Raw genomic sequence first — 13,077 nt, 5'->3', positions numbered from 1 at the left:
CGGGTGTCCGGCTGCCCCGCGCGCCGGGGAAGCGCCACGACCTCGCGGTTCGCGGTCGCCGGGGCCGTCACCCGGCAACGGATCAGGTGTGTCGATGTGTCTCGCCGGTAAGACTTGCCTAAGCTCGTTGGCGTGGCCGTGAACAAGAATGACCAGAGCGTGACCGAGGATTCGACCTCCGAGACCGGGACTCTCTCGGCAGTGGCGCAGGACTACCTCAAGGTCATCTGGACCGTTCAGGAGTGGTCGCAGGAGCGGGTGTCCACGAAATTGCTCTCCGAGAAGATCGGGGTGTCGGCATCCACCGTGTCGGAGGCCATCCGGAAGCTGTCCGACCAGGGTCTCGTCGATCACGCCCGGTACGGGTCCATCGCCCTCACCGAGGCGGGGCGCGTCGCCGCCGTCGGAATGGTCCGCAGGCACCGCCTCATCGAGACGTACCTGGTACACGAACTGGGGTACGGCTGGGACGAGGTGCACGACGAGGCGGAGGTACTCGAACACGCCGTCTCGGATCTGATGATCTCCCGGATGGACGCCAAGCTCGGCCATCCCGAACGCGATCCGCACGGCGATCCGATTCCCGCGGTCGACGGCTCGGTGCCCACTCCCCCGGCGCGTCAGCTCAGCGACTTCGTCAACGGCGAGAGCGGCCGCATCGCCCGGATCTCGGATTCCGACCCGGCGATGCTGCGGTACTTCGACTCGGTCGGGGTGGCACTGGACGTCACGGTCAAGGTGCTGGAGCGACGCGACTACGCCGGAACCGTGTCGATCCGGCTCGGCGCGCAGGAGGACTCCATCGAGCTCGGAAACCCCGCAGCCCAGGCCATCTGGCTGGTGTGAGCCGCTACCTCAGGGTCGCGGGGCGGACCACCATCACCGAACTGGCCCGCCGTCCACGTTCCTGGAGCAGCGCGATCGTGTGCCCGCTCGGATCGATGGCGGCGTAGACACCTTTGATTCCGATCGGCTCGAGCCACCGGCCGTGACTGATCGATTCGGCCTCGTCCGCGTCGACCTGCCGGTGCGGGAACGCGGTCTGCGCGGCGGCGTCGATGTCGAGACTGACCCCCGGCTCCTCGGACAGCTGTTCCAGTGTGCGCGCGTGCTCGAGCGTGAACGGTCCCACCCGGGTCCGTCGCAGCGAGGTGAGGTGCCCGCCGACGCCGATCAGCGCGATCCCCAGATCACGCGCGAGCGCCCGGACGTAGGTGCCGGAGGAACATTCCACCTCGACGTCGAGGTCGACGAACGTGCCCTCGGTTCGCCTCGCCACGACCTCGAACCGGGACACCGTGACCGACCGGGGAGCGAGTTCGAACTCCTCGCCCGCACGGATCAGTGCGTGCGCCCGCCGGCCGTCCACCTTGATGGCGCTGACGCTCGACGGGATCTGCTGGATCTCCCCGGTGAGGGTGTGCACCTGCGCGGCGATCTCCTCGTCCGTCACGCCGGACGCATCGGCGGATGCGACGACCTCGCCCTCGGCGTCGTCGGTCGTGGTGGCCTGACCCAACCGGATCGTGGCCGTGTACGCCTTGGTGGTCAGCGCCAGGAGCCCCAGCAGCTTCGTCGCCCGCTCCACACCGAGGACCAGCACCCCGGTGGCCATCGGGTCGAGAGTGCCCGCGTGCCCGACCTTCCGGGTGCCGAGCAGCTTGCGGCACCGGGCCACGACGTCGTGGCTGGTGACGCCCGCGTCCTTGTCGACGATGAGCAGTCCGGCGCCGACGAGACCGGAAGAGGGCTTTTCACGTGCAGACACGAGGTCCGATTCTGCCAGCCGTCGTCACCGCACCGAAATCAGTGCACCGCAATGGCGGTGATGATCAGGCCGTCGGACACCATCCACCGCCCGTCGAACGACGCCAGCGGCGGGCCGTGGACGGTCTCTCCGGAGATCAGAAGATCCGAGTGGAACGTGCCCGTGCCGTCCCCGGACGCCTCGAACGTGATGTGCGCGTCCTCGAACCCGAGCCACCGGGCCGTGAGCGGGAACCACGCCTTGTACGTGGCCTCCTTGGCACAGAACAGCAGCCTGTCCCGATGCACCGGACCGCCGGTGGCGGAAAGCCACTGCCCGGAGTCCGCCGTTCCCGACAGCCAGTCGCGTTCGGCGGGCAGGCTCACCGCGTCCAGCACGCCGTCGGGCAGCGCCTCGTGCGGTTCGGCGTCGATCCCCACGGACCGCACCTGCATGGCGTAGCCGAGCACCGCGCCGCGGTAGCCGTCGCAGTGCGTGAGGCTTCCGACCACGCCGCGCGGCCACACGGGGGAACCCTTGTCGCCCCGCAGAACAGGGGCCTGGTCCACGCCCAGCTTTGTCATCGCCAGGCGGGCGCAGTGACGTGCGGTGGTGAATTCGCGGCGTCGCTTCTCCACGGCCCTGCCGATCAGCGCCTCCTCCTGAGGGTGCGGACGCAGGCCCGGCGGATCCTCGAACAGCTCCGACGACACCACTCCGACAGGCAGAATTCTCTCGATCACAGGGCCCCCCTCGCCCGCATCTTCTCCACTTCGGCTTCCTGTTCGGGAGTGACCTTGAAGTGGCCTCCCCACTTGTTCAGCGTTCCCGGCGGATACTCCGGCACCGGGAGAATCTGCCGCAGGAGCCGGTCCGGGAGTCCCCTCCTCTGCCACTCGCGTGGGTAACCCAGCGACACCTCTTCGAACCGCACGCCGTCGTAGTAGGTGGTGCGCGGAATGTGCAGATGCCCGTACACGGCGCAGACGGCGTTGTACCGGGTGTGCCAGTCCGCGGTCAGTTCGGTACCGCACCACAGGGAGAACTCCGGGTACCACAGCACCTGCGTCGGTTGACGAACCAACGGGAAGTGGTTGATCAGCACGGTGCGGGTGCCGGCGGGCAGGGCGTCCAACCTGGCCTTCGTCGTCTCGACGCGGTTGCGACACCAGGCATCCCGGGTTCCGTACGGTTCACTCGACAGCAGGAACTCATCCGTGGCCACCACGTTCTTCTCGCGCGCGATCGCGAGACCTTCCTCCTTGGTGGTGGCGCCGTCGGGCAGGAACGTGTAGTCGTACAACAGGAACATCGGGACCAGCGTGATCGGGCCGTCCTCGGCCTCCCACACGGGAAACGGGTCCTCGGGGGTGATGACGCCGATCTCGCGGCACATGGTGACCAGGTAGTCGTAGCGGGCGGCGCCGTGGATCTGCACGGGATCCTTCGCCGTCGTCCACAGTTCGTGGTTGCCGGGGACCCAGATGACCTGGGCAAAACGACTCCGCAGGAGTTTGAGCGCCCACCGGATGTCGTCGGTCTTCTCCGAGACGTCGCCCGCGACGATCAGCCAGTCGTCGGGCGAGTCGGGATAGATGTCCTCGGTGATCGGGCGGTTGCCCCGGTGCCCCACATGGGTGTCGCTCACCGCCATCAATTTGGGTGCCACGTCAACCACCTTTCCGATCGTGTTCCGCCGCCGGATCGATGTCCGATCCGTGTCGTGCCTGCAGGTCGGCCCCGACCACTGCCCAGCGGCCCGTTCCGACGCGCCACACGACCGCGAGCATCCGAAGAATTATGAACACCGTGAGCCCCGTCCAGATTCCCGCCAGGCCCCAGTCGCGCAGCATCGACAGCCAGATCAGTGGCAGGAATCCGACCAACGCGCAGGACAGCGTGGCGTTCCGGAGGAAGGCGACGTCGCCGGCCCCGAGCAGCACTCCGTCGAGGGCGAACACCACTCCGGCGACCGGCATGATCGCGACGAAGAACCACCAGGCCACCGCCATCTCGTCGAGCACGGCCTGATCGGAGGTGAACAGTTCGGGGATCACCCCGTGGCCGAGAGCGAAGAGCAGGGCGAGCCCTGTCGCGAAGATCGTGGACCATCGGGTGATGCGCCACGACAGCCGCGTGGCGCCCTTGGCGTGCCCGGCGCCCAGCGCGGCACCGACCAGCGCCTGTGCGGCGATCGCCAGGGAGTCGAGGGTGAGGGCGACGAGGTTCCACAGCTGCAGCACCACTTGGTGGGCGGCGACCGCGGCGGCGCCGAACCGGGACGCGACGGCGGCGGCCGAGAGGAAGCACGCCTGGAAGGCCAGGCTCCGTAGGATCAGATCGCGGCCGAGCACCATCTGGGCGCGCATGACGTGCCACCGCGGACGCAACGGCACCCGCTCGACCACCAGCGATCCGACGAACATGCTCGCGGACACTGCCTGCCCGATCACGTTTGCGACCGCCGAACCCTCGAGTTCGAGCCGCGGCGCACCCCACAATCCGTGCACCAGCACCGGGCAGGCCACGGCCGACACGACGAGACCGACGATCACGAAACGGAGGGGCCGCACAGTGTTCTGCACACCGCGCATCCACCCGTTGCCCGCCATCGCGACGAGGATCAGCGGGGCCCCGAACACCGCGATCCGCAGCCAGCTCTCGGCGGCCGCCGCGATGTCCGAGCCGCCGGCGATCGCCGACGTGACCGGCCGCGCGAACAGGTGGGCCAGCGCGATCACGAGCGCGCCGATGCCCAGTGCCAGCCACGTGGCCTGCACGCCCTCCCGGACCGCGCCGCGCTCGTCGCCGGCCCCGTGCAGGCGGGAGGCGCGCGCCGTCGTGCCGTAGGACAGGAACGTCAGCTGCGTGCTGACCTGGGCGAGGATGAGACCGCCGACGGCGAGACCCGCGAGCGCCAGAGCGCCCAGCCGGCCGACGACGGCGATGTCGAAGAGCAGATAGATCGGTTCGGCTGCGAGGACGCCCAGCGCGGGCAGCGCCAGACCGAACACCGTCCGGGCGGTCGCGTCGCCCGTCACTTCCGAGAAGTCAGCCAACGAATTCGGACCTCAGCCGAGCGATTCGACGAGCGAGGTCACGATCTCGTCCGCAGAGTTCTCGGCCGTATAGCCGGCGGCGAACCGATGACCGCCGCCGCCGAGATACCCGGCGACGACCGAGACGTCCACGTCGGACTTCGATCGCAGCGACACCGACCACGTGCCGTCCACGGCCTCCTTGAGGACCGCGGCGACCTCGGCCTCGGACGTCGTCCGGACGATGTCGATGACGCTCTCGATCTCCTCCGAGCGGAGGTCGCCGATGTAGGCCTGCCGGATGACGGCGTAGACCAGTCCACGCCCTCCCGCTGCGTCGGGGACGAGCGTCGCCGATCCGAGCACCGAGGACAGCATGGGCAGCCAGCCGAACGGGTGGGTGTCGAGCAGACGCCGGGCGATGCGGGCTCCGTCGATTCCGGTGGCGAGCAGCCTCTCGGCGAGAGTGTGAGTGCCGGGCTGCACCCAGCGGAACGAACCGGTGTCGGTCACGAGTCCCGCGTACAGGCAATGCGCGAGGTCGGCGTCGATGTCCACACCCCACAGGTCGAACATCTGCGCCACGACAGCGGTCGTCGACTCCGCGGACTCGTCGATCAGGTTCATGCGACCGAAGCGGGTATTGGACCGGTGGTGATCGATGACGAGGGTCTCCCCCGCGTTCGCGAGCCGGTCGGCGAGCTTCCCGAGACGCCCGGCACTGCCGCAGTCGACGGTCACGAGCAGATCGACGTTGCGGCGCACCTGATCCGCCGGCACCAGCAGATGGGTGCCCGGCAGTTCGCGCATCGACTCCGGCAGTTCGTCGGGCGCGGCGAACGCGACCTGCACCGGAATCCCTTTGCGCTCGAGCACCAACGCCAGGGCGAGTCCGCTGCCGATCGTGTCGGCATCGGGTTGGACGTGACACAGAATCGTCACCGACGTCGCGTTCTCGAGAACGGCGACCGCCTGCGGCAGAAACACCTCGTGACGATCGAGATCAGACAGGGACGTCTCCTGAGTGTGGGTCATGTCGGTTCGTGTCAGTCCGCCTGGCGGGAACCGGTGGGCTCGTCGACTTCGGCGTCGTCCGCGTCCTCGGCTCGGGGCTCCTTGTACGGGTCGGGGTCGCCGGCCGGCGACGCACCAGCTGCGACACGCGCGACCTCGTCGTCGGCGGCGCGAGCGCGGGCGAGGAGTTCTTCCATGTGCCGTGCCGTGTCGGGGACCGTGTCCGCGACGAACGTCAGCGTCGGAGTGAACCGGACTCCGGTGCCTGCACCCACCTTCGAGCGCAGAACGCCCTTCGCCTTCTCCAGCCCCGCGGCTGCGGAGGCGACGTCCGGTTCGGACTCGAGGTCGGCGCCCATCACGGTGTAGTACACGGTGGCGTCGTGGAGGTCTGCCGTCACCTTGGTATCGGTGATCGTGACGAACGCCAGGCGAGGGTCCTTGATTTCGTGGTCGATCGCCGTCGCGACGATCGTGCCGATGCGCTTGGCGAGTTTGCGTGCCCGGGCGGGATCCACCATGACAATCAGACTCCTCTTCCTGGCCGCTGGATAAGTTGTGAAGTTGCGTGTGTAGCTGTAGTTCATTCTGCACGCCGGGCCGCAGATGCGGCGGGGCGGGCAGGGCACTCCGAGTCAGTCCTCGGGGCCGAAAATCCTTCGCCGGACCGCAAGGAGTTGCAGTTCCGGCAGCCCGGCGACGTGCCGCTCGCACGTGTCGAGTACCTCGTGTACGTGATCGACCGCCGAGCTCGCCATCGTGACGCCGAGCATCGACCGGCGGTACCGATCCTGTTCTCCGGTCTCCGCCGCCGAGACGCCGTAGCGTCGCAGCTCCGCCAGAACCGGTTTGACCATTGCACGCTTCTCTTTCAGAGATCGCACGTCACCGAGCAAGATGTCGAGCTCGAGCGCACCGACGTACAAACTTTCCTCCTTCGGGGAGACGTGCGCTCCCCCGGCCGATCGAGTCGGCCGGAGAAGCGCACGCCGGATGACGCTGCTGCGTCACCCCAAACGGATGGCGACTAGTCGCGCGGCTTTTCCCGAAGCTCGTAGGCCTCGATGACGTCACCGACCTTGATGTCGGTGTAGGTGACCGTCAAACCGCACTCGTACCCCTCGCGTACCTCGACAGCGTCCTCCTTCTCCCGCTTCAGCGAGGAGATGGTGACGGTCTCGGCGACAACCGTGTTGTCACGCAGCAGCCGGGCCTTCGCATTGCGACGGATGGTACCCGAGGTGACGAGGCAACCGGCAATGTTGCCGACCTTGGACGAACGGAACATCGCGCGGATCTCCGCCTTGCCCAGCTCGACCTCTTCGTAGATCGGCTTGAGCATGCCCTTGAGCGCCTTCTCGACCTCGTCGATGGCCTGGTAGATCACCGAGTAGTACCGGATGTCGACGCCCTCGCGGTTCGCCAACTCGGTCGCCTTGCCCTCGGCGCGCACGTTGAACCCGATGATGATCGCGTTCGACGCAGCGGCCAGGTTGACGTTGGTCTCGGTGACGCCACCGACACCGCGGTCGATGACCCGCAACTGCACCTCGTCGTCGATCTCGATGCCGTGCAGTGCCTCTTCCAAGGCCTCCACGGTTCCCGAGTTGTCGCCCTTGAGGATGAGGTTGAGCTGCGACGTCTCCTTGAGAGCCGAATCCAGGTCCTCGAGGCTGATGCGCTTGCGGCTCTTCGCGGCCATAGCGTTGCGCTTACGCGCATTGCGCCGGTCGGCGATCTGACGGGCGATGCGGTCCTCGTCGACCACGAGCAGGTTGTCGCCTGCACCGGGGACCGACGTGAAGCCGACCACCTGGACGGGACGCGAGGGCAGGGCCTCGAGCACGTCGTCGCCATGCTCGTCGACCATGCGGCGCACACGTCCGTATGCGTCGCCGGCCACGATCGAGTCGCCGACCCGCAGCGTTCCGCGCTGGATGAGCACGGTCGCGACGGGGCCGCGTCCACGGTCGAGGTGCGCCTCGATGGCGACACCCTGAGCGTCCATGTCCGGGTTGGCCCGCAGGTCCAGGGCAGCGTCCGCCGTCAACAGCACGGCTTCGAGCAGTGCGTCGATGTTGGTGCCCTGCTTCGCCGAGATGTCGACGAACATGGTGTCTCCGCCGTATTCCTCGGCGACCAGTCCGTACTCGGTGAGCTGCTGCCGGATCTTGTCCGGGTTCGCGCCTTCCTTGTCGATCTTGTTCACCGCGACCACGATCGGCACGTCGGCCGCCTGGGCGTGGTTGACCGCTTCCACCGTCTGCGGCATGACGCCGTCGTCGGCGGCGACGACCAGGATCGCGAGGTCGGTGGCCTTGGCACCACGGGCACGCATGGCCGTGAAGGCCTCGTGACCGGGGGTGTCGATGAACGTCACGAGACGCTCGTTGCCGTCGAGCTCGGTCAGCACCTGGTAGGCACCGATGTGCTGCGTGATGCCGCCGGCCTCGCCCTCACGGACGTTGGCCTTACGGATCGTGTCGAGCAGTCGGGTCTTACCGTGGTCGACGTGGCCCATGACGGTGACCACCGGCGGACGGGACTCGAGGTCCTCTTCGCCACCTTCGTCTTCGCCATAGGTGAGGTCGAAGCTGTCGAGCAGCTCGCGGTCCTCGTCCTCCGGGCTGACGACCTGCACGACGTAGTTCATCTCGCCGCCGAGCAGTTCCAGCGTCTCGTCGTTGACCGACTGGGTCGCCGTCACCATCTCGCCGAGGTTGAACAGTGCCTGCACCAACGCTGCGGGGTTCGCGTCGATCTTCTCCGCGAAGTCCGACAGGGATGCACCGCGGGCGAGGCGAATGGTCTCGCCGTTGCCACGGGGCAACCGCACGCCGCCGACGGCGGGCGCCTGCATGGAATCGTATTCCTGGCGCTTCTGACGCTTCGACTTGCGACCACGACGCGGGGCACCACCGGGACGACCGAACGCACCTGCTGCCGCACCACGCTGACCGGGGCGTCCACCGCCACCGGGACGACCGCGGAAACCACCTGCGGGTGCTCCGCCACCGGGCGCACCTGCGCCGGCACCGGGGGCTCCGCCACCGCGGTATCCACCGCCGCCGCCGCCACCACCGGGACGACCGCCTGGGGCTCCGCCGGGACGGCCGGGACGACCGCCGGGAGCGGGACGTGCCGAACGAGCAGGCATCGCGCCCGGGTTCGGGCGAGGAGGCATCGAGCCGGGGCTGGGACGGGGCCCACCCTGACCGGGAGCCGGACGGGGACCGCCCTGACCCGGTGCCGGACGAGGTCCACCCTGACCCGGTGCCGGACGGGGACCGCCCTGACCCGGTGCCGGACGAGGTCCACCCTGACCGGGAGCCGGACGGGGTGCACCCGGACGCGGGGCGCCGGGAGCGGGACGGGGCGCCGGACGCTCGGCGGGAGCCGAGGAGTACGGGTTGTTACCGACACGCGGGGCCTTCGGGCCCGGGCGGGGTCCGCCGGGCTTGGCGCCCGTGGACGGAGCCGCGGGGGCACTGGCGGCCGGGGCTGCGGGTGCGGCCGGAGCCGGGGCAGCCGGGGTGGGGCGACCGGGCTTGGGAGCGTTAGCCGCCGGTGCAGCCGGAGCGGCAGCACTTGCTGCGGGTGCGGCACTTGCTGCGGGTGCGGCCGGAGCCGGGGCCTGCGCCTCGGGGATGGCCGCGGGGGCTGCCGCAGCAGGTGCGGCCGGAGCCGGCTTCGGGCCGGGACGGGGACCGCCCGGCTTCGCTGCGGTCGCCGGGGTGCTCGGCGCAGCTGCGCCGGGCTTGGCAGCCGGACGGGCTGCGGAATCGGCGGACTTCGCCGACGGGAAGGACTCCCGTAGACGCCTGGCGACGGGCGCCTCCACCGTGGAGGACGCCGACTTCACGAACTCGCCCTGCTCCTTGAGCGTTGCGAGTAGTTCTTTACTTGTGACACCGAGTTCTTTAGCCAACTCGTGCACGCGGGCCTTGCCTGCCACTGCTCTCCTCACTGATGAGGTCGAGCAGGAGGCTCCCCTGAGAGGGGCCCGCACGACCTCGGGTTATCTCCGATGGACGATCATCGCTGGTGCTTCACGGTGTGCTCATGAGTGCTTGTGCCTGTTCTGTTCGAGAGGTACTGCTCTGGGTGGGTGCCCTGCTCGTACCCAGTGGTCGACTTCTGACGCGTCGACACTTCCGGTCACTCGCAGTGCTCTGCCGAATGCTCGGCGTCGTTCCGCGAGACTCAGGCAAGCCTCGGCGGGGTGCAGCCACGCACCTCGACCAGGAAGCCTGCGCCTCGGGTCCGGGGCGAGAACATGACCTTGCGGCCCACTCTCACTAACCACAACCCTGAGCAGATCGACAGCCAGCGCGCGCTCCCTACATCCTATGCATGTTCGGACCGGTGAACCGGTAGGAACGCGCGCGGAATCGGGATGCTCATGCTGAACCATTGACCACTCTACCGCCGACTCGCCCCGATCTCCGCATTCCCGGCTCAACGACTGGTCGCGGCGGGTCCGCCTGCCGACTCGGGGGCGGGTGCGGCGTCACTGCGGATGTCGATCCGCCACCCGGTCAAGCGCGCAGCAAGGCGGGCATTTTGCCCCTCCTTGCCGATGGCGAGGGACAGCTGGAAGTCGGGGACGACGACACGCGCGGCCCGCGCGTCCGGGTCCACCACAGTGACGGAGACCACTTTCGACGGTGACAGCGCGTTGCCGACGAACCGGGCCGGGTCTTCGTCGAAGTCGATGATGTCGATCTTCTCGCCGGCGAGCTCACTCATCACGTTACGCACCCGCTGCCCCATCGGACCGATGCAGGCGCCCTTGGCGTTGAGTCCCTGCACGCGCGACTGGACGGCGATCTTCGACCGGTGGCCGGCCTCGCGGGCGACGGCGATGATCTCGACCGAACCGTCCGCGATCTCCGGAACCTCGAGTGCGAACAGCTTGCGGACCAGGTTCGGGTGGGTGCGCGACAGCGTGATCTGCGGTCCGCGCTGCCCACGGGCCACACCGACGACGTAGCACTTGAGCCGCTCGCCGTGCTCGTAATTCTCGCCGGGCACCTGCTCGGCGGGCGGGATCAGACCCTCGGCGCCGCTGGATTCACTGCCGATCCGCACCACGACCATGCCGCGCGAGTTCGCGCGGGTGTCGCGCTGGATCACACCGCCGACGATCTCACCCTCGTGGGTGGAGTACTCGCCGAAGCTCCGCTCGTGCTCGGCGTCCCGCAGCCGCTGGAGGATGACCTGGCGGGCGGTGGTCGCGGCGATCCGGCCGAAACCTTCCGGGGTGTCGTCCCACTCCTCGCCGACCATGTTGCCGTCGGCGTCGACGTCGTGTGCCATCACACGGACGATGCCGCTCTTGGTGTCGACGTCGATCCGTGCGTGCTGGTGATGCCCCTCGGTATGCCGGTAGGCGGTGAGCAGTGCCGTCTGGATGGTCGAGATGACGGTCTCGATCGAGATGCCCTTGTCGGCCTCGATGGCGCGCAACGCCGCAATGTCGATATTCACTTGTCCAACCCCTCTACTACTTCTTCATCTTCCGACGCGTCCGCGTCCGCGGGTGCCACGCGACCCTCCGGAATCCCGCCCGCGAGTTCCAGCTCTCTCGGATCGGGTTTCGAGAATTCCACCTGCACAACAGCTTTCTGAATGTCCGGGAGTGCGACACGCCGAACCTCCGGGCCCGTGCGCGAGCCGATCACCACCGCGACCGAGTCGCCGTCGAGGACGCCGATCCGACCCACGACGGTCTCGTGCGCGAGATCGATACGCGCCTTGCGGCCGCGGGCCCGGCGCCAGTGCCGCTCGTGTGTGAGCGGACGGTCGATACCGGGAGATGTGACCTCGAGCGTGTACGGCGACTCCCCGAAATCGGACACCGAATCGAAGACCTCGGAGATCTCGTGGCTCAGGTTCGCAACCGCGTCGAGTTCGAGTCCGGCGTCGCTGTCCACCATGACCCGGACCGCGCTGTGCCGACCCGCGAGGGTGACTGCAACGCCCTCCAAGTCGTAGCCCTGGCGTTGCACCAGATCGGAGATGAGCTCCGTCACCCTCTCCTTGGATGGAACCGGCATCGGGAAGCTCCTCGTTTCAGTTGTCGCTCGTCGTATATCCGTGGTCTGGCAGGTCATCGCGCCGCGCATGCAGCACCACGAACCCGCCGGGACGGGTTCGAGCATCTAAGAGTAACGCCGATTCGAGGCGCCCGTGACCAGCCCCGGTGCTCGATTCCCGGGATCGCGGCCCGACCTGGCACCATGGACCGGTGCTCATGCCCACCGTCTCCCGGCCCCCGACATCCGGTCCGGCCGTGTCCCGGCGCACCGCTCTCCGGTTCGCAGCAGCCTCGGCCTTCGGCGTCGCGAGCGTCCCCCTGTTGGCGGGTTGCGCCGACGACGCGGACTCCGACACCGAGGTCGATTCACTCGTCGCGCAGTCGCGTCTGGCTCGTCGCGACGCCGCCGGCGCCGCGGCCACGATTGCGCTGCTCCCCGATCGCGGCGCGGCACTCGAACTCGTCCGTGTCCAGCGCACCGCACATGCCGACGCGCTGGATACCGAAATCGCCAGGGCTGCAGGAACTTACCCTGACGGCACCGCACCGACCACGTCCGCTGCCCCTTTGACGACACCGACCGCACCGGCGCCGCCGCCCGGTCTCGATCAATTGCGGGCCGACCTGGCCGAGTCGCAGCGCAGCGCAGCCGATTCGGCGCGCACACTGACCGCCTACCGAGCGGGGCTCTGCGCGTCGATCAGCGCCGCGTGCGGAACGTATCTGGCGGTGGTGCTGCCGTGACGACACCCACCGAAGCCGAGGGTAAGAGCCTCGCCGACGCGCTGACAGCCGAACATTCCGCGGTATTTGCCTACGGAGTGGTCGCCGCCTTCTCGAATCCCACCCGCGCCACCCAGGTGGCCACCGCCGCCGCGGCCCACCGGGCGCGCCGGGACGGGCTCCTGGACACGCTGACCGCGGCAGGACTGACGGCCCCGGCCGCCGAGGCGGGCTACACCCTGCCGTTCCCGGTCACCGATCCGATCACGGCCGCGCAGCTGGCGGCCCAGGTGGAGGCCGACACCGCCGTCGCGTGGCGGGCGGTCGTCGAACACGGTGAGACGGAGGACACCCGCACGCTCGGCGTCACCGCGCTGACCGAGGCGGCCGTCAGGGAGGCCACCTGGCGCGTGGCACTCGGGACCGATCCGGTGACCGACCCGTTCCCCGGTCAGCCCTGACGGTGCGCAGGTTCCCGCCCACCGGGATTCTGCACCCATCCGACGCGTTCCCGG

14 protein-coding genes are annotated in these 13,077 nt (G+C 68.7%); 3 read left to right on the top strand and 11 right to left on the bottom strand.

Annotation, left to right across the window (positions count from 1 at the left end; translation table 11 throughout):
* Nucleotides 1-132 precede the first annotated feature (132 nt).
* Entirely contained in the window at nt 133-846 is a 714-nt protein-coding gene (locus ACFVJ3_RS01245; RefSeq protein ID WP_378450301.1) for a metal-dependent transcriptional regulator, read from the top strand.
* Between the two features lie 4 nt (nt 847-850).
* On the opposite strand, the gene truB is transcribed toward ACFVJ3_RS01245, so the two are convergent.
* The 11 genes from truB to rimP form a co-directional block, all read right to left on the bottom strand.
* Entirely contained in the window at nt 851-1,768 is a 918-nt protein-coding gene (truB, locus tag ACFVJ3_RS01240) for a tRNA pseudouridine(55) synthase TruB (RefSeq protein WP_378450300.1), read from the bottom strand.
* A 38-nt stretch (nt 1,769-1,806) separates the two neighbouring features.
* Entirely contained in the window at nt 1,807-2,490 is a 684-nt protein-coding gene (gene npt, locus ACFVJ3_RS01235) for a 4'-phosphopantetheinyl transferase Npt (protein ID WP_378450299.1), read from the bottom strand.
* On the bottom strand, nt 2,487-3,416 hold the full coding sequence (locus tag ACFVJ3_RS01230) for a metallophosphoesterase family protein (RefSeq protein WP_378450298.1): 930 nt from the start codon (nt 3,414-3,416) through the stop codon (nt 2,487-2,489). Before ACFVJ3_RS01230 ends, npt begins: the two co-directional genes overlap by 4 nt.
* 1 nt (nt 3,417) lies before the next feature.
* The gene (locus ACFVJ3_RS01225; protein WP_378450297.1) at nt 3,418-4,806 is read right to left on the bottom strand and encodes an MATE family efflux transporter; all 1,389 of its coding nucleotides are present in this window, start codon (nt 4,804-4,806) and stop codon (nt 3,418-3,420) included.
* Nucleotides 4,807-4,818: 12 nt separating this feature from the next.
* Complete coding sequence (locus ACFVJ3_RS01220; RefSeq protein ID WP_378450296.1) at nt 4,819-5,820, bottom strand: bifunctional oligoribonuclease/PAP phosphatase NrnA; 1,002 nt, start codon at nt 5,818-5,820, stop codon at nt 4,819-4,821.
* A gap of 11 nt (nt 5,821-5,831) precedes the next feature.
* Nucleotides 5,832-6,320: a 30S ribosome-binding factor RbfA gene (rbfA, locus tag ACFVJ3_RS01215; RefSeq protein ID WP_378450295.1), complete on the bottom strand. Its 489-nt coding sequence runs from the start codon at nt 6,318-6,320 to the stop codon at nt 5,832-5,834.
* A gap of 114 nt (nt 6,321-6,434) precedes the next feature.
* The gene (locus ACFVJ3_RS01210) at nt 6,435-6,725 is read right to left on the bottom strand and encodes a DUF503 domain-containing protein (RefSeq protein ID WP_072937879.1); all 291 of its coding nucleotides are present in this window, start codon (nt 6,723-6,725) and stop codon (nt 6,435-6,437) included.
* Nucleotides 6,726-6,826: 101 nt separating this feature from the next.
* On the bottom strand, nt 6,827-9,754 hold the full coding sequence (infB, locus tag ACFVJ3_RS01205; protein WP_378450294.1) for a translation initiation factor IF-2: 2,928 nt from the start codon (nt 9,752-9,754) through the stop codon (nt 6,827-6,829).
* A 105-nt stretch (nt 9,755-9,859) separates the two neighbouring features.
* Nucleotides 9,860-10,213 (bottom strand): YlxR family protein, encoded by a 354-nt coding sequence (locus ACFVJ3_RS01200; RefSeq protein ID WP_378450293.1) that lies wholly within the window; start codon nt 10,211-10,213, stop codon nt 9,860-9,862.
* A gap of 44 nt (nt 10,214-10,257) precedes the next feature.
* The gene (gene nusA / locus ACFVJ3_RS01195; RefSeq protein WP_378450292.1) at nt 10,258-11,289 is read right to left on the bottom strand and encodes a transcription termination factor NusA; all 1,032 of its coding nucleotides are present in this window, start codon (nt 11,287-11,289) and stop codon (nt 10,258-10,260) included.
* Nucleotides 11,286-11,858 carry a ribosome maturation factor RimP gene (gene rimP / locus ACFVJ3_RS01190; RefSeq protein ID WP_378450291.1) on the bottom strand — a complete coding sequence of 191 codons (573 nt, stop codon included), beginning with the start codon at nt 11,856-11,858 and terminating at the stop codon, nt 11,286-11,288. The genes nusA and rimP overlap by 4 nt, the downstream gene beginning before the upstream one ends.
* 197 nt (nt 11,859-12,055) lie before the next feature.
* Here rimP and ACFVJ3_RS01185 point away from each other — a divergent pair, with 197 nt between their 5' ends.
* Both ACFVJ3_RS01185 and ACFVJ3_RS01180 read left to right on the top strand, forming a co-directional pair.
* Nucleotides 12,056-12,583: a hypothetical protein gene (locus ACFVJ3_RS01185; protein ID WP_378450408.1), complete on the top strand. Its 528-nt coding sequence runs from the start codon at nt 12,056-12,058 to the stop codon at nt 12,581-12,583.
* Complete coding sequence (locus tag ACFVJ3_RS01180; protein WP_112299238.1) at nt 12,580-13,023, top strand: ferritin-like domain-containing protein; 444 nt, start codon at nt 12,580-12,582, stop codon at nt 13,021-13,023. The genes ACFVJ3_RS01185 and ACFVJ3_RS01180 overlap by 4 nt, the downstream gene beginning before the upstream one ends.
* Nucleotides 13,024-13,077 lie beyond the last annotated feature (54 nt).

It is taken from the genome of Rhodococcus sp. NPDC127593 (assembly GCF_042671975.1).
Classification (GTDB): Bacteria; Actinomycetota; Actinomycetes; order Mycobacteriales; family Mycobacteriaceae; genus Rhodococcus_F.
The sequence above is the reverse complement of the archived record's forward strand: the minus strand, read 5'-3'. Positions and strand labels throughout refer to the sequence as shown.

Excerpts from the sequence above, each read along its gene's own strand:
- ACFVJ3_RS01185 (WP_378450408.1), top strand. The coding sequence starts at position 12,056 with ATGCCCACCGTCTCCCGGCCCCCGACATCCGGTCCGGCCGTGTCCCGG.
- rbfA (WP_378450295.1), bottom strand. The coding sequence starts at position 6,320 with ATGGTGGATCCCGCCCGGGCACGCAAACTCGCCAAGCGCATCGGCACG.
- ACFVJ3_RS01220 (WP_378450296.1), bottom strand. The coding sequence starts at position 5,820 with ATGACCCACACTCAGGAGACGTCCCTGTCTGATCTCGATCGTCACGAG.
- rimP (WP_378450291.1), bottom strand. The coding sequence starts at position 11,858 with ATGCCGGTTCCATCCAAGGAGAGGGTGACGGAGCTCATCTCCGATCTG.
- ACFVJ3_RS01200 (WP_378450293.1), bottom strand. The coding sequence starts at position 10,213 with ATGGTTCAGCATGAGCATCCCGATTCCGCGCGCGTTCCTACCGGTTCA.